Origin of the sequence: Candidatus Aalborgicola defluviihabitans (assembly GCF_016705985.1) — a bacterium.
GTDB classification, from domain to species: Bacteria; Pseudomonadota; Gammaproteobacteria; order Burkholderiales; family Burkholderiaceae_C; genus Allorhodoferax; species Allorhodoferax defluviihabitans.
Genome location: NZ_JADJKN010000005.1, coordinates 361,172 through 377,751 on the forward strand (window position 1 = coordinate 361,172; position 16,580 = coordinate 377,751).

General features: G+C 59.1%; 16 protein-coding genes and 1 pseudogene. 7 read left to right on the plus strand and 10 right to left on the minus strand.

Annotated elements, in window-relative coordinates; genetic code table 11:
* Positions 1–7: 7 nt before the first annotated feature.
* From IPI80_RS06515 to IPI80_RS06540, 6 genes are all read left to right on the plus strand, one after another.
* A complete protein-coding gene (locus IPI80_RS06515) occupies positions 8–1,117 on the plus strand; it encodes a PEP/pyruvate-binding domain-containing protein (protein ID WP_413858334.1) in 1,110 nt (369 codons plus the stop codon).
* A 61-nt stretch (positions 1,118–1,178) separates the two neighbouring features.
* A complete protein-coding gene (ppcB, locus tag IPI80_RS06520; RefSeq protein WP_413858336.1) occupies positions 1,179–2,696 on the plus strand; it encodes a phenylphosphate carboxylase subunit beta in 1,518 nt (505 codons plus the stop codon).
* 23 nt (positions 2,697–2,719) lie between these two features.
* On the plus strand, positions 2,720–4,366 hold the full coding sequence (locus tag IPI80_RS06525; RefSeq protein WP_413858338.1) for an AMP-binding protein: 1,647 nt from the start codon (positions 2,720–2,722) through the stop codon (positions 4,364–4,366).
* 35 nt (positions 4,367–4,401) lie between these two features.
* A complete protein-coding gene (locus IPI80_RS06530; protein WP_413858340.1) occupies positions 4,402–4,842 on the plus strand; it encodes a CBS domain-containing protein in 441 nt (146 codons plus the stop codon).
* A 7-nt stretch (positions 4,843–4,849) separates the two neighbouring features.
* Positions 4,850–5,452: a UbiX family flavin prenyltransferase gene (locus tag IPI80_RS06535; RefSeq protein ID WP_413858341.1), complete on the plus strand. Its 603-nt coding sequence runs from the start codon at positions 4,850–4,852 to the stop codon at positions 5,450–5,452.
* Between the two features lie 3 nt (positions 5,453–5,455).
* Positions 5,456–6,283, plus strand: coding sequence for a metallophosphoesterase (locus tag IPI80_RS06540; protein WP_413858343.1), 828 nt, complete (start codon positions 5,456–5,458; stop codon positions 6,281–6,283).
* On the opposite strand, the gene IPI80_RS06545 is transcribed toward IPI80_RS06540, so the two are convergent.
* The 8 genes and pseudogenes from IPI80_RS06545 to IPI80_RS06580 form a co-directional block, all read right to left on the minus strand.
* Complete coding sequence (locus tag IPI80_RS06545; protein ID WP_413858345.1) at positions 6,232–6,711, minus strand: pyridoxamine 5'-phosphate oxidase family protein; 480 nt, start codon at positions 6,709–6,711, stop codon at positions 6,232–6,234. The genes IPI80_RS06540 and IPI80_RS06545 overlap by 52 nt on opposite strands.
* The gene (locus IPI80_RS06550; protein WP_413858347.1) at positions 6,708–8,456 is read right to left on the minus strand and encodes a sigma 54-interacting transcriptional regulator; all 1,749 of its coding nucleotides are present in this window, start codon (positions 8,454–8,456) and stop codon (positions 6,708–6,710) included. Before IPI80_RS06550 ends, IPI80_RS06545 begins: the two co-directional genes overlap by 4 nt.
* Before the next feature lie 377 nt (positions 8,457–8,833).
* Positions 8,834–9,427, minus strand: coding sequence for a hypothetical protein (locus IPI80_RS06555; protein ID WP_413858349.1), 594 nt, complete (start codon positions 9,425–9,427; stop codon positions 8,834–8,836).
* 105 nt (positions 9,428–9,532) lie between these two features.
* On the minus strand, positions 9,533–10,057 hold the full coding sequence (locus tag IPI80_RS06560; RefSeq protein ID WP_413858351.1) for a GNAT family N-acetyltransferase: 525 nt from the start codon (positions 10,055–10,057) through the stop codon (positions 9,533–9,535).
* 14 nt (positions 10,058–10,071) lie between these two features.
* A pseudogene (gene glmM, locus IPI80_RS06565) lies at positions 10,072–11,404 on the minus strand (phosphoglucosamine mutase).
* A 30-nt stretch (positions 11,405–11,434) separates the two neighbouring features.
* Complete coding sequence (gene folP / locus IPI80_RS06570; protein WP_413858353.1) at positions 11,435–12,307, minus strand: dihydropteroate synthase; 873 nt, start codon at positions 12,305–12,307, stop codon at positions 11,435–11,437.
* 73 nt (positions 12,308–12,380) lie between these two features.
* Positions 12,381–14,303: an ATP-dependent zinc metalloprotease FtsH gene (gene ftsH / locus IPI80_RS06575; protein ID WP_413858355.1), complete on the minus strand. Its 1,923-nt coding sequence runs from the start codon at positions 14,301–14,303 to the stop codon at positions 12,381–12,383.
* A gap of 91 nt (positions 14,304–14,394) precedes the next feature.
* Complete coding sequence (locus IPI80_RS06580) at positions 14,395–15,048, minus strand: RlmE family RNA methyltransferase (protein ID WP_413858357.1); 654 nt, start codon at positions 15,046–15,048, stop codon at positions 14,395–14,397.
* 59 nt (positions 15,049–15,107) lie between these two features.
* Here IPI80_RS06580 and IPI80_RS06585 point away from each other — a divergent pair, with 59 nt between their 5' ends.
* Complete coding sequence (locus IPI80_RS06585) at positions 15,108–15,584, plus strand: YhbY family RNA-binding protein (RefSeq protein ID WP_413858359.1); 477 nt, start codon at positions 15,108–15,110, stop codon at positions 15,582–15,584.
* 48 nt (positions 15,585–15,632) lie between these two features.
* Here IPI80_RS06585 and IPI80_RS06590 read toward each other — a convergent pair whose 3' ends face one another.
* Together IPI80_RS06590 and greA are read right to left on the minus strand one after the other, a co-directional pair.
* Positions 15,633–16,043, minus strand: coding sequence for a DUF4149 domain-containing protein (locus IPI80_RS06590; protein WP_413858719.1), 411 nt, complete (start codon positions 16,041–16,043; stop codon positions 15,633–15,635).
* A 1-nt stretch (position 16,044) separates the two neighbouring features.
* A complete protein-coding gene (greA, locus tag IPI80_RS06595; RefSeq protein WP_413858721.1) occupies positions 16,045–16,521 on the minus strand; it encodes a transcription elongation factor GreA in 477 nt (158 codons plus the stop codon).
* Positions 16,522–16,580 lie beyond the last annotated feature (59 nt).

The following is a 16,580-nucleotide window of genomic DNA, read 5'->3' on the forward strand; positions in this document are numbered from 1 at the left end:
ACTCCCCGTGTCTACCGCAGCGCTGGCTGGCGCTGCGGCATCGGTTGCACCGCTGGTGTGCTGGCTGGAGGACTGCGACAGGTCCTCGCTACCAATAGTGGGCGGCAAATGCGCCTCATTGGGTGAACTGATCCATGCCGGGGTGCGGGTGCCACCCGGCTTTGCGTTGACCACTGCGGGCTATCGACAGTTTATGGCCGAGTCGGGCGTAGCCGAGTCGGTGGCTGCGCTGCTGCGTGGGGCGGATTGCAATGATCTGGAAGCGCTGGAGGGTATCAGTGCCCAAATACGCGCACAAATCGAAGCACATCCCTTTTCCGTCGAGATAGAAGACCAGGTGGCCGAGTGCTACCGCAAGCTATCGCTGCGCTGCTGCATGCCGGCCGCTCCGGTAGCAGTACGCTCCAGTGCAACGGCGGAAGACCTGCCGGGTGCCAGCTTTGCCGGCCAGCAAGACACCTATCTCTGGGTGCGTGGTGTCGATGAGGTGCTGCACCACATGCGCCGCTGCATCTCCAGTTTGTACACGGCGCGCGCCATCGCCTACCGCGCCAACCAGGGGTTTGCGGATGAGCTATTGGCCATCAGCGTAGGCGTGCAGAAGATGGCCAACTCGTACACCGCAGGCGTGATGTTCACGGTGCACCCTGGCAACGGGGACCGCTCGGTGATCGTGATCGATTCCAACTTCGGTTTTGGCGAGTCGGTAGTTTCGGGCGAGGTCACGCCAGACAATTTTGTGGTCAACAAAATCACGCTCGACATCATTGACCGCACGGTCTCTGAGAAGTTGATTTGCTACACCGTGGACACCAAGACACAGACCTCTCAACTGGTGGAGGTGCCGTTCGAGCGGCAGAAGGTGCAATCGCTGCTTGACGACGAAATCACCGAACTGGCCTGGATGGGCAAACAAATCGAAAAACACTACGGCTGCCCAATGGACATTGAGTGGGCCATCGACAAGGACGTGCCCGCAGGCGGCAACATTTTCATATTGCAAGCACGTCCCGAAACGGTTTGGAGCAAGAAGCCGACCGATCAGGCCAAGGCCGCAGTGGGCTCAGCCATGGACTACATCTTGAGCGGCATGCTGGCAGGACGACGCGTGAGTTGAATCACTCCCTACCCGATCACCCCGATTTTTCATATTTTTTAATTTTTCAACAGGAGAAACCATGAGTAAGCCGAAAGACGTAGCCCCCATTGACGATTTGCGCGGTTTTATTGCCGCGCTCGAAGCCAATGGGCAATTGCACCGTGTCAAGACCGAGGTGGATTGGAAGTTCGAACTCTGCCACGTCTCCAAAGTTAACGAAGAACAAAAGGGTCCTGGCCTGCTGTATGAGAACGTCAAGGGCTACGACATCCCGGTGTTCACCAGCGCCTTCACTACCTCGCAGCGGCTGGCCATCGCACTGGAGCAAGACCCCTCGCTGTCGATGAGCCAGCTCTCCAAGAAGTGGATGGAGCTGACCACCAAACAAATGGTCAAACCGGTTTTCGTGGACAACCCACCCGTGATGGAAAACGTCATCACCGGCGATGATGTAGATATCGAGAAATTTCCTTCACCCTGGTTTTATCCGGATGACGGCGGGCGCTTCTTTGTGACCTCGGGTTACCTGGTCACACAAGACCCCGATACCGGCTGGACCAACCTGGGCACCTACCGCTCACAGGTGCTGGGCAAAAACCTGCTGGGCTCGCAGATCATCAAGGGCAAGCATGGCGACATGCACATGAAGAAGTACCAGGAGCGTGGCGAGCTGATGCCCGCCGCCGCCGTGGTGGGCTGCGACCCGGTGCTGTTTCTGGCCGCCTCCACGCTGGTCAGTTCACAGGTCGATGAATACGACGTGGCGGGTTCGCTGCGCGGCCGGCCTGTGCCCGTTTTCAAGTCAGACCTGACTGGCCTGACGCTGCCAGCCAACGCCGAAATCATTGCCGAGGGCTGGATCGACCCCAATGAGCTGATGGACGAAGGTCCGTTTGGCGAGTACACCGGCTACTACTCGGGCAACAAGGGCAAGGACTATCCCAAACCGGTACTGCGCATCGCACGCATCCTGCATCGCAACAAACCCATCATGTGGTCCACCACGGTGGGCAAGCCGATCAACGACATTCACATGATCCAGTCGCTCAACCGCACGGCAACGCTGTGGCATGACCTGGAAACCATGAAAGTGCCAGGCATCCAGAGCGTCTACATTCCGCCGGAAGCCTGCGGACGCTTCTGGGCGGTGGTGTCGGTCAAGCAGATGTACCCCGGTCACTCGAATCATGTAGGCAATGCGGTGATCGCCACCACCACGGGCCACTATGGACTCAAGGGCGTGATCGTGGTGGATCATGACATCGAGGCTGATGACTGGGACCGCATTTGGTGGGCGCTGTCTACGCGCTTTGATCCAAAGCGTTCGGCGCAGATTATTGATCGGGGTCGCTCGACTCCGCTGGACCCGGGTCTGCCAATTGACGCGCGCGACATCACCAGCCGCATCATCCTGGATGCCTGCACACCCTACGAGTGGGCAGACAAGCCGAATGAGATCTTCATGGACCGCACCGTGCTGCAAAAGGTGTCGGACCGCTGGAACGAGTACGGCTTTGCCGGCACCAGTCCGGTGGCAGGCATGATCAACCGCCTGACACGGCCCGAAGTCAAGGGCAAAGCCAAGGGCGGCAAGTAGCCATAGCAAAAGGCGAACCCATCATGAAAGTGCTGCGCTACACCCAGGCCATGGTGGACGAGTTCGTCCGCGCAGGCTACTGGACCAACAAAACCTTCTACGATTCCTACGACCGCAATGCGCGTGAGTTGCCTGACCAGGAGGCGCTGGTTGATTCTCAACACCGCGTAACTTGGCGCGAGGCGCGCGACCTGGTGGATGCCATTGCCACCGGCTGGGTCGAGGCGGGCATCCCCAAGAGCGCGCGCATCGTGATCCAGGCGCCCAACAGCGTCTATGGGTTTCTGGCGCGCGCCGCTGCGGAGCGGGCGGGCCTGATCTCGATGACCGCGTTCGCCACGCTGCGCCAGAACGAGCTGGAGGACATTCTGGAGAAAACGCAGGCCGAGGTTGCGGTGATTCCAGCGGTGTTTCGCGGTTTCGACTACCTGGCCATGTACCGTGATCTGATGGTCCGCTTTCCATCGCTGCGTCGCCTCTACTTGTTTGACGATGTGGTGCCGGATAACGCGCCGGACGGCACGAAGTCCCTGACGCGTACCGCACACCACTATTTGGGGCGCATCGACCGCGCAACACTGAATAAGCGGCGCTTCGATCCTTTCCTGGATGTGGCCCTGTTAACCACCACCTCGGGCACCACCGGTTTGCCCAAGCTGGTGGAGTGGCCGCTGGCACCGCGTGTATGCACGTCCAAGGGTCGCATCGACTTGTGGGCCCTGACCAAGGATGATGTCACCATGGCCATCGCACCGCATGCCGGGGGCGCGGCGGGTACCTTGACCTACTTTGCCGCTCCCCTGTGCGGCGCCAAGACCGTGATGCTGGAGGACTTCAACCCCGAGCTGGCGCTGCAGATGATGGAGCGCGAGAAGGTCACCGCCATTGGCGTGGTGCCGACGCATCTGGTGCGCATGCTGGAGAAAAACGTCGAGGCCTACGACTTGTCGTCGCTGCGTTTCATCCGCTCTGCCGGCGGCTATTTGTCGCCACAACTGGCACGGGAGGCAGAGGCGCGTTTTGGTGCCGTCATCACCTCGGACCTGGGCACCCAGGACAAGGGCTCAGTCAGCGGTTGCCGGGTGAGCGATCCCGGTGAATTGCGCCGCCTCACGGTGGGCCAGATGTTGCCCGGGAACGAGGTCCGATTGCTGGGCGAAGATGGCCAAATCGTGCCGCCCAACGAGCCTGGCGTTCTGTGGTTTCGCGGCCCGCATTCGCCGGCTGGCTACTACCGAGATCCGGTCATGACTGCAGAGGTTTTTGACGCAGATGGTTGGTGCACCACTGAAGACGTGGTCAAGTTCGACCAGGGCTGTCTATGGATCTTGGGCCGACAAAAAGACGTCATCATCCGGGGTGGGCAAAACATTTACCCAGCCGAAGTAGAGGGCCTGATGAATGAACACCCAAGCGTGGCAGCGGTTGCGGTGGTTGCCATGCCCGACGCGGAGTATGGCGAACGTGCCTGTGCATTTGTCGTATTGCGTCAGGGTCAATCACTCGCCCTGGAAGCGCTCAAAGACTTCCTGTCCTCCAAAAAGGTTGCCAAGTTCAAGTGGCCCGAACGGCTTGAATGCATCGACGTAATGCCCACTGTTGGCGACTCCGGCAAAGTGGATAAAAAGGCATTGCGGACGCAACTAACGGCTACGGCACAGATTGCCTGACAGCATTTCCCCATGAACCAACCGAGAACCGAATCATGATGGTGCGAAACTGGATGCAGGTTAACCCGCTTACCATTACCAGCGACACACTGGCGTCGGACGCCAAGCGCCTGCTGAGCGAACACAACCTGCATGTGTTGCCGGTGGTCGACCAGGGCCACCTGCGGGGGCTGGTGACGCGTGCCAACATGCTGCGCATGGGGCATTTTGTGCTTCGCAAACAGGACCCGGATGAATTCAACTTCTTCGTCAACCGTCTGCGTGTGCGGGACGTAATGGTGCGCAACCCCGCCACGGTGTGCGAAGAAGACACTATGGAAGAGTGTCTTCGGCGTGGCCGTGAACTGGGCGTTGCCCAGTTTCCGGTTTTAAGCGGGCATACTTTGGTTGGCATCATCAGTGCCAACGAAATTTTCCAGCTGGCCGCACACTGTCTGAGCCGGTGGCAAGATCACGCCCTGATACCAACACAATGACAAGAACATGAATCAGCACAACAGCAAGCTGCCACTGGTAGTGGCGATCACAGGCGCCACTGGCGTCATCTACGGCGTGGAGTTGCTGCGCATCTTGCGCGAACTGGGGCAGGAAACGCATTTGATCCTGAGTGAAGCGGCAGGCATGAACCTGTCAATCGAGACCGACTACTCCATCGAAGATGTCAAAGCGCTGGCCAGTGTGGTCTACAGCAACAAGGATGTGGGTGCGGCGGTGGCCAGCGGATCATTTCGCACCCGCGGCATGATTGTGACGCCCTGCACCATCAAAACCCTGTCTGCCATTGCCAATTCTTTCACGTACAACCTGGTAATCCGTGCGGCCGATGTCACGCTCAAGGAGCGCCGCCCACTGGTGCTGATGGTGCGGGAAACGCCGTTGCACAAGGGTCATCTGGAACTGATGTCGCGCGTGGCTGACTATGGCGGCATCATCCTGCCGCCCATGCCGGCCTTCTATCACAAGCCGCAGACCGTGATGGACATCGTGCACCAAAGTCTGGGCAAGGCGCTTGATCAGTTCGGGATTGAACACCAGCTCTTTGCACGCTGGACCGGCCAAGATCGCGGCCGCCACAGCAGCACGTAAGCAATGCCCCAACTGCAGTGGCTACCGTGTCCGCTGGTTGTAGAAGGGCCGCGCGTGACGCGCAGCACGCCCGACGATACGGTCATTTATGCCATTGGTGATATCCATGGTTGCAGCGAGCTGCTCAAGCCTCTATTGCAGGGCATTGAGCAGGACATCAACCATCGATCGCGTTCGCGGCATGTTGTCATTTTTCTCGGTGACTACCTCAGCCGAGGACGTGACTCGGTCGCGGTACTTAACCAGGTGATGGCTTGGCGTCCGTCAACGCCGAGCTTGGTCGAAATCATCACCCTCAAGGGTAATCATGAAGACTTGGCCTGTCGCTTTTTGCAAGGCGATATGGAAGCTGGCAGGCATTGGTTTGACTATGACGGTATGGATGCACTGGTCGACTATGGTGTCATCGCCACAGACCCAGCGGCACGGGATGACGCGTCGCTACTATCCTTGCGGGATCGCTTCGCCCAGGCTCTACCACCACCCCATCTGGCTTTCTTGCAGGCGCTGTCGATCAGCCACCGTGAGGGGGATTACCACTTTGTGCATGCGGGCGTACGCCCTGGCGTGGTGCTGGCTGACCAGAATGATCAAGACCAGATGTGGATTCGCAAGCGCTTTCTGGAGTCTGAGGTTGAGCATGGCGCCATCGTGGTCCACGGTCACAGCATATCGGCGCAGCCAGAGGTGCGGCATAACCGGATTGGGATTGATACCGGTGCCTATGCCAGTGGCGTACTCACCTGCCTGGTGCTCGACGGGGCAAAGCGGGAATTTCTTCAGTGCGTTGGATTAGTGGCACCGGCCTGCAAGTCAACTTCCTCTCGGTGACCAAAACCCAAAGCATTGTCAATGTAAAACAGACGCCTCGGCGTCACCCGATACCAGCGCACCTTCGCCAGCGCCTTGACGATTGCTGCGGGTGCCAGCGCAATTTTTCCCACCACCGGAAACTTCTGTCCATAAAGGTCGCGGGCACGCGCCAGTGCGTCGCCATGGATCTCGTCAACAACCCCATCCATCTGCACACCCTTGATGCCGGGCCAGTCCGCGTAGTCGGCCTGAATGGTGATGGCAACCTGGGCACTATTTGCCAGGTTGACGCAATGCCGACTGGTGGGGGCTGACAAAAAATACAAGTTCCAGCCGTCATGCACATAAAAAACTGCGGCGGCCCATAAGCCCTCCGTGCCATGGGTGGCCAGTGTGGCGACATGGTGCGCCTGCAAATACTGCTGCACCCTGGCTGTGAGCGTCATGGCGTGGGTAGTGCTGGCGAGGGCGCGGCGGAATCATGCAGCCCGGGCGACACTTCTTGCAAGCGCCGCAGGCGATACGCCAGTTGCGGTCTTGTAACGCCCAGCATACGCGCCGCTGAAGACAGGTTTCCGTGCGATTTGTCCACAGCCATCTCCAGCAGCATGGCTTCTACCTGATCGAGCGTCATCATCCCGTTCAGTACCGCATCACACAGGGCTTTGCTGCTCTGCGTGAGTGGCGCGTGGATATCCCCATGCACATCCAGCCCCAACTCCAGTGCCTGGCGCTCATCAAAACCCGAAAACATGTGGTGCACTTCAATTCGGGTACCACCGGGTGCCAGAATCACGCCGCGCTCGACCATGTTCTGCAGTTCCCGGATATTGCCCGGCCAGGCGTAGGTCAGCAGCGCACGTTTGGCCTTGTCGGTAAACCCCTTGAGTCGCTTGCCATGGATGGCGCAGTATTTTTCCAAAAACCGCTTGGACAGTGGCGAAATGTCTTCCTTGCGTTCACGCAGCGGCGGAATGTTGATCTGGTAGGCATTGAGCCGGTAATACAGGTCGGAGCGGAACTTGCCCTCTTTGACCAACAGCCGCAGGTCCACGTTGGTGGCGACCAGCAAACGCACATTCACTTTGCGCACGGTCTGGTCACCCAAGCGTTCCACCTCGCCCTCCTGCAGCACCCGAAGCAGCTTGGCTTGCGCCGCCAGCGGCAAATCACCGATTTCATCCAGAAACAGGGTTCCGCCATTGGCACGCTCAAAGCGCCCTGCACGCGAGACGAGTGCACCGGTGTAAGCGCCCTTCTCCACGCCAAACAATTCGGACTCAACCAGGTCCGCAGGAATGGCCGCACAGTTGATGGCGACAAATGAGGCCTTGCTGCGCGTGCCACGTTCATGCAGTGTGCGCGCAAACACCTCTTTGCCAACACCGGTCTCACCCAGCAGCAGCACTGTAATCTGGCTGCCAGCCGCTTGCCGCAGTAGTTCGTAGGCGGCACGGAACGCCGGCGAGTTGCCCACCATGTCGGCTGGCAAGCCCTCGTTTTCACCCATGCTTGTTTTGAGCTGAACGACCTGCGTCTGCAGGTAGATCAATTGTTCTGCAATCGACTCCCGGTTGACGCAATGCGCATAGTCACTGGCGTCATCCCATTCTTCAAGCGGTTTGCCGATGATGCGGCAATGGTCGTCGCCCATCCCCGCGCATTCCACCTCCTTGTAGAGTATGGGGCGCCCCATAAAAGCCGATGTGTAGCCACAGGCATAGCCAATCTGGGTCCAACATACGGGCTCGGTATGAATACCAAAAAAGTGACGGTGCCACTGCCCCTCCCATGAGTTTTCCCACAAAAACTCGCCATAAAACCGCCCCGCTGTCCGGTCCAGTTCCAACCGGATTTGCGTCACCTTGACGATACCTTCCAGCGTGTGGAGTTGCGGGCCGGTCATGAAGGCATCCAGGTCTCCCATGCTTTCTGCGCGAACGCGCGCCAGCTCGGCATCACGCACACCCGACTCGTAACCCATGCGGGTGAGCAACCCCTGCGCCCGATCCATGCCCAGCGTATCAATAAGCTCCTTGCGCAGCAGCGCCTGCGCCTGCGCATGGATGAGCAGCATCCGATGTTCATGCAGCCATATCTGGCCCGTCTCGGCGCAAAAATGCACTTGTGATCGCAAATCACCATTGGCAGCATCGAGTTGCGCACCAGCAACTACGCGAAGTTTGGCCATTGCTCCCCTTCCCAACGGGAATTCTCGGCTTCGACCCATGCACCCGCATGACCGGAAACCCAGAGTCAAATCAAACGGCGATTTTGGACTCTATGCCATGCGCTAACAAGTGCGCAGCCTGCCACGTCTTTAACCTAGCGCAAGGAAAATCCCAAATTTAGGGCCGTTAAAGGGTTAACACTTATGCAACTGCGACCTCTGAAATCCGTACAGCCATAAGCGGCGGTCACTCAGCGCTTTGGCAGCGGTGGTGACTATGCAAAACTGACTGAAGGCCACAGCGCATATCCGCTACTTGAGTTTCAAGTCCCACACCTGATTGATGGGGCCGTATTCACCCTTGGTTGCTGCAGTCGGCATCAACGTGTATTTCGCAGTCAAATGCGATGGATCAGAAAAAGGCAAGGGGTGTTTCGGATTGCATCCCCCGGAGCGCCGGTACCCAGCGTCAGGGCGATGCCCTTCTTTGACTTGTAGGGGCCCGAACGTGAATGCTTGCAATTAAAGGCAACGTCCGTGGTCGACACAAGCGTGAGGGACAACGTGTGCTTCTTTTCCTTCAAATTGACATCAAGAACGCCAGTCGCTGACATAGGGATTTCGGTCGGTCCGGCCAGTGAGCAGGTATAGCTATTGAACTGGCCTCCAGAATCTTTGGTCTTCTCGGTATTGGATATGTCCCATTGGGAGAGAAGTACGGTTGCATTCGGCGCCTCACCCGACAGGAATTCAGCCTCGATGGAAGACCCGCTACGCTGGCTGACCGGAAGGCTGACCTTGACGCTGGCGCGGTAAGTGACCTCGGGCCCGAACTGGGTTCCAGAAATTTCGATCGTCCCGGTGTAGCTACCCAGCTTAGACTGTGCTGCCGCAATGCTGCTCACGCCGGCGCATGCAATGGTGGTAACTGCCAGCACAAGCCGCCGCATACTGGTAGCGTTGCGTCCGGAGTTCAATGCAATGAATTTCATGGATGCCTTTCAAAGTATTTCGATCGAATCTCGGTGGATTCCCATCAACCAACACTTATCCAGCCCTCGTGGACATTGCGTAGACTACTCCAAAATTGATAGTACTTACAACCACTTTTGCATGAACTGCGCCTGACCCAGTGCCGGGTCAAGTTCGTAGTTGGCAAAGCCCAGGCGGCGGTACAGGCGGTCGGCACCCACGTTGCCTTGCAGCACTTCCAGGGTGAGCTTACAGGCACCGCGTTCCACGGCCACGGCTTCGGCCAGGGCCAGCATTTTCTCGGCGATGCCTTGGCCACGGTGGGTGGCGAAGACGGTTACATCGTGCACGTTGACCAGGGGCCGGCAGGCAAAGGTGGAAAACCCTTCGATGCAGTTCACCAGGCCCACGGGCTGGTTGCCGTCAAAGGCCAGCACGCTGTAGGCTTGGGGTCGTGCCGCAAGGGCCGCCACCAGATTGGCCTTGGCGAAGTCGCTCAAGCCATGGCCACCGCCCATGGGGTCTTGGGCGTAGGCGTCCAGCAGCAGTACCACGGCGCTGGCGTGGTCTGCATTGGCGTAGTCAGCACGGCAAACTGTCATGGATGCGCCACGGCGCGCGCTGGGTGCGGTGGGAGGAGTTATTGTCATGCTGGGCGCTCCCGTCATGCGTTCAGTGTGTCGGCAATGCGTTGGGCGCAGGCCCTGGCTTGGGCGGCGTCGCGCGCCTCCACCATGACCCGCAACAATGGCTCGGTGCCACTGGCTCGGATCAGCACCCGGCCGGAGTCACCCAGTTCGGCTTCCACCGCGCGCGTTTCTTGCTCCAGGCGGACATTGGACTTCCAGTCCTGGCCAGGCTTGAGGCGCACGTTGATAAGCGTCTGGGGAAAAAGCGTAACCTGGGCCAGCAACTGCGACATGGTTTTGCCGCTACGTTGTAGGGCTTGCAATACCTGCAGGGCAGAAATCAGGCCGTCACCGGTGGTGTGCTTGTCCAGCGCCAGCAGGTGGCCCGAGCCCTCGCCGCCCAGAATCCATTTGTGCTTGTAGAGCTCTTCCAGCACGTAGCGGTCGCCCACCTTGGCGCGCACAAACTCAACCCCGCGTGCCTTGAGCGCCACTTCCACAGCCATATTGGTCATCAGGGTGCCAACCACGCCAGGTAGATGCTCATCGCGACTCAGGCGGTCGTCGGCCATCAGGTAGAGCAGTTCGTCACCGTTGTACAGGCGCCCGTCGGCATCCACCACCTGCAGGCGGTCGGCGTCGCCATCCAGCGCAACGCCAAAGTCGGCTTGGTGGGCCTTGACCGCATCCACCAGCGCCTGCGGATGGGTGGCACCCACCTCGTGGTTGATGTTGAGGCCATCGGGGGCACAACCAATGGCCACCACGTCGGCGCCCAAGCTCATGGAACACCTTGGGTGCAATTTGGTAAGCCGCACCGTGAGCGGCATCGACCACGATCTTCATGCCCTTGAGGGTGAGGTCGTTGGAAAAGGTGCTCTTGCAAAACTCGATGTAGCGGCCATCCGCGTCATCCAGCCGGCGGGCCTTGCCCAGCGAGGCGGAATCGGCCCAGACGGGGGGTTCTTCCAGCGCAGCTTCCACCGCGCGCTCCCAGTCATCGGACAACTTGGTGCCCTGGGCGCTGAAAAACTTGATGCCGTTGTCGGCAAAGGGGTTGTGGCTGGCGCTAATGACCACGCCCAGCGAGGCCCGCTGTGCGCGGGTCAGGTAGGCCACGCCCGGTGTGGGAAGTGGCCCCAGCAACACCACGTCCACGCCGGCGGAATTGAAGCCGCTCTCCAGCGCGCTTTCCAGCATGTAGCCCGAGATGCGGGTGTCCTTGCCGATCAGCACCGTGGGGCGCGCCTCGGTGCGCTTGAGCACGCGGCCCACCGCGTGCGCCAGGCGCATGACAAAGTCAGGGGTGATGGGGGCCTGGCCGACTGTGCCGCGAATGCCGTCAGTGCCGAAATACTGTCTGCTCATGTTGCTTCTTTACTTTGATACTGCGGATGGTTAACCGCACTGTTGCATGGTCTCAAACACCTTGAGGGCCTGCACCGTTTCTTTGACGTCATGCACCCGCACCACGCGGGCACCATTCTGCACAGCCAGCAGCGCCGCCGTCACACTGGGCACCAGCCGGTCCCGAGCGTCCATGGTGGCCACGTTGGACAGGGACCGCAGCGTGACCGCTGCGAGCGAGGATTTGCGTGACCAACCCGCCAGCACCGGGTAGCCCAACGATAACAGGCTGGACTGCTTCGCCAACAGCGCAAAATTTTGTTGTACCGTCTTGCCAAAGCCAATGCCGGGGTCAATAAAAATACGAGCTGAATCGACCCCTAGCCCTCGCAGTTCTTGCGTAAGCTGCTTCAAAAACAATAGCACTTGCGGCACCACGTCACCTTCCATGGGTGCTATCTGCATGGTCTGCGGGTTGCGGTGCATGTGCATCAGGCACACGCCGCAGTTTGGATGGGTACTGACCACCTGCTGCCCAGTTGGGCTGTCACCGTCGGCACGCCAGCGCAGGGCCCAGATATCGTTGATGATGTCGGCACCCAAATCGAGTGCCGCCTGCATGACGGCTGGTTTGTAGGTATCCACCGATACCGGTACGCCCAGGGTGACGGCATGGCGAATGATGGGCAACACACGCGCCAGCTCGTCTTCCACCGGTAGTTCCAGGGCACCCGGGCGGGTAGATTCGCCACCAATGTCCAGCATGTCGGCACCGTCTTTGAGTAATCGGTCGCAATGGGCCAGAGCGGCGTCTTGGCTGGCGTACTGGCCACCATCAGAAAAAGAATCGGGCGTGACGTTGACAATGCCCATGACCTTGGGTGTACGCAAATCAATCAAAAATCGGCTGGTTTGCCAGTGCATGAAAGGATCCATATGCAATGCCCGTTGAAACAAAAACGGGGCACAAGGCCCCGTCTGCTATTGATGCAAGCCCTTACGCCACGGTCGGGCTGGGATCGACCGCCACGGCAGGAGCTCCGCCGCTGCCACCACCACCACCGGAGTTGGGTGTGCGCGGGGTCCAGTCCTTGGGCGGACGCGGATCCTTGCCGGCCATGATGTCGTCGAGCTGGTCGGTGTCGATGGTTTCCCATTCCAGCAGGGCCTTGGCCATGGCGTGTATCTTGTCCTTGTTGTCCTCAATCAGCTTACGCGCCTCTGCGTACTGCTGGTCGATGATGCGGCGTACCTCGGAATCAACCTTTTGCATGGTCGATTCGCTCATGGTGGTGGTCTTGGTGACGGAACGGCCCAGGAACACTTCGCCTTCATTCTCTGCATAGACCATGGGGCCCAGGGCGTCGGTCATGCCGTAGCGGGTGACCATGTCGCGGGCAATGTGGGTGGCGCGCTCGAAGTCGTTGCTGGCGCCGGTGGTCATCTGGTTCATGAACACTTCTTCGGCGATGCGGCCACCAAACAGCATGCTGATCTGGTTGAGCATGTATTCGCTGTCGTAGCTGTAGCGGTCTTGTGCTGGCAGGCTCATGGTCACGCCCAGGGCGCGGCCACGGGGAATGATGGTGACCTTGTGCACCGGGTCGCACTTGGGCAGCATCTTGCCGATCAGGGCGTGGCCGGACTCGTGGTACGCCGTGTTTTTGCGCTCTTCTTCGGGCATGACCATGCTCTTGCGCTCGGGGCCCATGAGGATCTTGTCCTTGGCCTTTTCGAAGTCCTGCATTTCCACCACACGGGCGTTGCGGCGCGCAGCCATCAGGGCGGCTTCGTTGCACAGGTTGGCCAAATCGGCACCAGACATGCCGGGCGTGCCGCGTGCAATCACGTTGGGGCTCACATCCTGACCCACAGGGATTTTGCGCATGTGCACGTTCAAAATCTGCTCACGACCACGGATATCGGGCAGCGTGACATACACCTGACGATCAAACCGGCCGGGGCGCAGCAAGGCGGCGTCCAAAATGTCGGGGCGGTTGGTGGCAGCCACCACGATCACACCCACGTTGGTCTCAAAACCGTCCATCTCGACCAGCATCTGGTTGAGCGTTTGCTCGCGTTCGTCGTTGCCACCGCCTAGGCCAGCGCCACGTTGGCGGCCCACGGCATCGATTTCGTCAATGAAGATGATGCAAGGCGCGTTTTTCTTGGCGTTCTCAAACATGTCGCGCACTCGTGATGCGCCCACACCAACAAACATTTCCACAAAGTCCGAGCCCGAGATGCTGAAGAACGGCACCTTGGCCTCGCCGGCAATGGACTTGGCCAACAGCGTTTTACCCGTACCCGGAGGGCCTACCAGTAGCAAACCACGGGGAATACGACCCCCGAGCTTTTGGAACTTGCTGGGGTCTTTGAGGAAGTCCACGACTTCCTTCACTTCTTCCTTGGCCTCGTCGCAACCGGCCACATCGGCAAAGGTAACGGTATTGGTGTTTTCGTCCAGCAGACGGGCCTTGCTTTTGCCAAAGCTGAACGCCCCGCCCTTGCCACCGCCCTGCATCTGGCGCATGAAATAAATCCACACACCCACTAGCAGCAGCATGGGGCCCCAGCTAACCAGCAGGGTCATCAACAGCGAGCCTTCTTCACGCGGCTTGACGTCAAACTTGACGTTATTGTTGATGAGGTCACCAATCAGGCCACGGTCCAGATAGGTAGCCGTGGTCCGTACCTTGCGGTCATCGTTGGTAATGGCCATGATCTCGGTGCTGCCGCCCTGACCTTCCTGGATGATGGCGGTCTTGATGTGTTTGTTACGGACTTCATCCAGAAAATCCGAATAGCCCACCACGTTGGCGCCGGCAGCGCCGCGTGTATCAAACTGCTTGAATACGGTGAAGAGCACCAAGCCAATCACCAACCACACTGCAATTTTTGAAAACAACTGATTATTCAAGCGAAGCTCCAAGAGGGGCACAGGTAGAGATACCGTGCTTATCTGGGCCCCATTTTAGGCGTTTCAAGGTAACCGGGACGCAATATTAGGGTTATTTAAGACCCAGACCGATCAGAAAGGTCTCTGATGACCGGTCCCGCGAGGCCTTGGGCTTGAACGGTTTGACCACCTGGAAGGCCGCTTTGAAGTGCTGCACCACGTCGTTGTAACTGGGGCCGTGGAAAACCTTGGCCACCAGTGCGCCCTGCGGTTTCATGTGGTTTTGAGCGAATTCGATGGCCAGCTCAACCAGGAGTTCTACCCGTGCAGCGTCCACCGACGAGATGCCAGATAAGTTAGGTGCCATATCGGACACAACAACATCGGCCTGGCGCCCCTGCAGGGACGCCTCCAGCTGGGTCAGTATCTCGGCCTCGCGAAAATCACCCTGGATAAAGGTTACGCCTTCAATCGGGTCCATGGGCAGCAGGTCCAGGGCGATGATGGTGCCGTCCAGGTCGCCCACCGCAGCCCCACTGGGCGACAGGCGCCGGCGCACATACTGACTCCAGGCGCCAGGGGTGCTGCCCAGGTCCACTACCAGGTAGCCGGGTTTGATCAACCCCAGCGCCTCGTCGATCTCCTTGAGCTTGTAGGCCGCGCGCGCGCGGTAACCCTCCCTGGACGCCAGTTTGACGTAGGGGTCGTTGATGTGATCGTGCAACCAGGCCTTGTTGACCTTCTTGCTGCTCGTTTTCGTTTTCATTTCTGCTTTCTGAGGGAACGGCTCTACCGCCCCATAACCATTGCACGGATAATACCGGTATGCCCTTAATTCAACTGACTCCTGCCCAGCGCAAGGAACACCGCGCCGAAGCTCACCATCTGGACCCCGTTGTCATGGTCGGCGGCGATGGCCTCACCGCCAACGTCAAAAAAGAAATTGACGCCGCCCTCAAATCCCACGGCCTGATCAAGGTCCGCGTGTTCTCGGACGACCGCACTGCCCGCGAAGCCATGTTCCAGTCCCTGGCGGATGAACTCAGCGCCGCACCCATTCAACACATCGGCAAGCTGCTCGTCCTGTGGCGGCCCAAAGTCGAAAAAGAAAAGGCCGTCGATGAAGACCGCATGGCCGGTCCGCGCGACGTCAAAGTGCTCAAGTACGCCAAGCGTGCCGGTCAGCGCCCCGAAGTCAAGACCCTGCGTGTGCTCGGCAACCAGCGCTTAACTGCTGGTGGCAATGTCAAGCGGGCTAAACCTAAACCACCCGTCAGCGTGAAAAAGCGCAACCAAACCTGATTCTTTGCGGGCCAGACCGCAGCGCAGCGTAGCTCTGCCCTCAACTGGTTAACGGTCTTTTGCCAATTTCCCAAACACCACGCCAGCGCAGAGCCACTGCACGACATACATCCCAGTTCCAACCCGATGCCACAGCACCAGGTTGTCGCGAGCCAGGATATGGGGCGTCACGCCAAACTCCACCAACAGCGCCAGCAGAACGCCACCCACTACGAAAAGCGTAGCGCTCTGCGCAGTATCCACGAGGGCTGGTGCCTGCTTTTGTCGAAATAACATAAGCAGCACCAAGCCGCAGACTACGGACACGGTTGTCTGAGCCGTGAACAGCTTGGCGGCCATGCCACCCGCCATAGCGGGGGTGGGCAGGTGCACAAACAGCAGTGGCACCACCAGAAAGCCCACGGTGGTCAGGCTGCCCCACCACAGGGCAGTCAACCACAGCGGCAAAGAGTACAACAGCTTAGACGTATTGCACCGCCACGACTTCATAGACGCGCTCGCCACCGGGGGCCAGCACCACAGCGGTATCGCCCGACAATTTGCCAATCAGCGCGCGGGCAATCGGGGAGCTGATGTTGATGCGCCCGTGCTTGAGGTCGGCCTCGTCTTCACCCACGATCTGGTAGGTAACACGGTAGCCAGTGTCTTCGTCTTCAAGTTCTACCGTAGCACCAAACACCACTTGGCCGTCTGCCTGAATGCTGGTGGGGTCGATCACCTGGGCGGCAGACAACTTGCCTTCGACTTCCTGGATACGGCCTTCAATAAAGCCTTGGCGCTCTTTGGCAGCGTCGTAATCGGCGTTTTCACTCAGGTCACCCTGCGCCCGTGCCTCGGAAATAGCCTGGATAACGGCGGGCCGTTCAACAGTTTTCAATTTGTGCAGCTCCGCCTTGAGTAGCTCGGAGCCGCGCTTGGTAATGGGATAGGTTGCCATGGTGTATCTGGTTTGTTCAGCCTCAAAGTACAAGGACAGTGCGGCGCTCACGCGCGGCA

Excerpts from the sequence above, each read along its gene's own strand:
- greA (WP_413858721.1), bottom strand. The coding sequence starts at position 16,521 with ATGGCAACCTATCCCATTACCAAGCGCGGCTCCGAGCTACTCAAGGCG.
- IPI80_RS06545 (WP_413858345.1), bottom strand. The coding sequence starts at position 6,711 with ATGACGCTCACAGCCAGGGTGCAGCAGTATTTGCAGGCGCACCATGTC.
- ppcB (WP_413858336.1), top strand. The coding sequence starts at position 1,179 with ATGAGTAAGCCGAAAGACGTAGCCCCCATTGACGATTTGCGCGGTTTT.
- IPI80_RS06540 (WP_413858343.1), top strand. The coding sequence starts at position 5,456 with ATGCCCCAACTGCAGTGGCTACCGTGTCCGCTGGTTGTAGAAGGGCCG.
- IPI80_RS06585 (WP_413858359.1), top strand. The coding sequence starts at position 15,108 with ATGCCCTTAATTCAACTGACTCCTGCCCAGCGCAAGGAACACCGCGCC.
- IPI80_RS06525 (WP_413858338.1), top strand. The coding sequence starts at position 2,720 with ATGAAAGTGCTGCGCTACACCCAGGCCATGGTGGACGAGTTCGTCCGC.
- folP (WP_413858353.1), bottom strand. The coding sequence starts at position 12,307 with ATGCACTGGCAAACCAGCCGATTTTTGATTGATTTGCGTACACCCAAG.
- IPI80_RS06560 (WP_413858351.1), bottom strand. The coding sequence starts at position 10,057 with ATGACAATAACTCCTCCCACCGCACCCAGCGCGCGCCGTGGCGCATCC.
- IPI80_RS06555 (WP_413858349.1), bottom strand. The coding sequence starts at position 9,427 with ATGAAATTCATTGCATTGAACTCCGGACGCAACGCTACCAGTATGCGG.
- IPI80_RS06535 (WP_413858341.1), top strand. The coding sequence starts at position 4,850 with ATGAATCAGCACAACAGCAAGCTGCCACTGGTAGTGGCGATCACAGGC.
- IPI80_RS06580 (WP_413858357.1), bottom strand. The coding sequence starts at position 15,048 with ATGAAAACGAAAACGAGCAGCAAGAAGGTCAACAAGGCCTGGTTGCAC.
- IPI80_RS06530 (WP_413858340.1), top strand. The coding sequence starts at position 4,402 with ATGATGGTGCGAAACTGGATGCAGGTTAACCCGCTTACCATTACCAGC.
- IPI80_RS06550 (WP_413858347.1), bottom strand. The coding sequence starts at position 8,456 with ATGGCCAAACTTCGCGTAGTTGCTGGTGCGCAACTCGATGCTGCCAAT.